This is a genomic window from Romboutsia sp. 13368, assembly GCF_018336475.1.
Classification (GTDB): domain Bacteria; phylum Bacillota; class Clostridia; order Peptostreptococcales; family Peptostreptococcaceae; genus Romboutsia.
Window position 1 is genome coordinate 769538 of the sequence record NZ_CP048741.1, and the last position, 487, is coordinate 770024.

Below are 487 nucleotides of genomic sequence, written 5' to 3' on the forward strand. Positions count from 1 at the left end.
TATAATATAATTTACAGATTAATATTACTAAGGAGGAAAATATGAAAAAAATAATTACTATAATATTAAGTATTATATTTTTAGTAGGATGTAGTTCAACTGAAGAAGTAATAGATTATGAAGAAAAATCAAATATAGTTAATAATATAGAAAATAATTCTGAAAGTTTAAAAATAGATTCAAACTGGAATATACCTGTCAAAGGAGAAATCAGTGGAGTTTTTTGTGGATTTATAGATAATCACTCATTTGAATTATTAGGAGAAGATGGTAAGTATTATGCAATTAGTATATTAAAATTTATGGATAAAGATTTTGATGACTTAGAAAGCAATAAAACAAAACTTACTTTAGAATATGAAATAGAAGAAGGAAGTCAGTTAACTTTAACAAAAATAATAGATAGAAATTAGATATAAAATATAAAAATGTGCTTTAAAATTCTATAAATATTTTAAAATATATGAAATAATTATAGAGATGTAAC

1 protein-coding gene is annotated in these 487 nt (G+C 20.3%); it reads left to right on the forward strand.

The window, feature by feature from the left end:
* Positions 1-41: 41 nt before the first annotated feature.
* Complete coding sequence (locus G3997_RS03120; protein ID WP_296647963.1) at positions 42-413, forward strand: hypothetical protein; 372 nt, start codon at positions 42-44, stop codon at positions 411-413.
* Positions 414-487 lie beyond the last annotated feature (74 nt).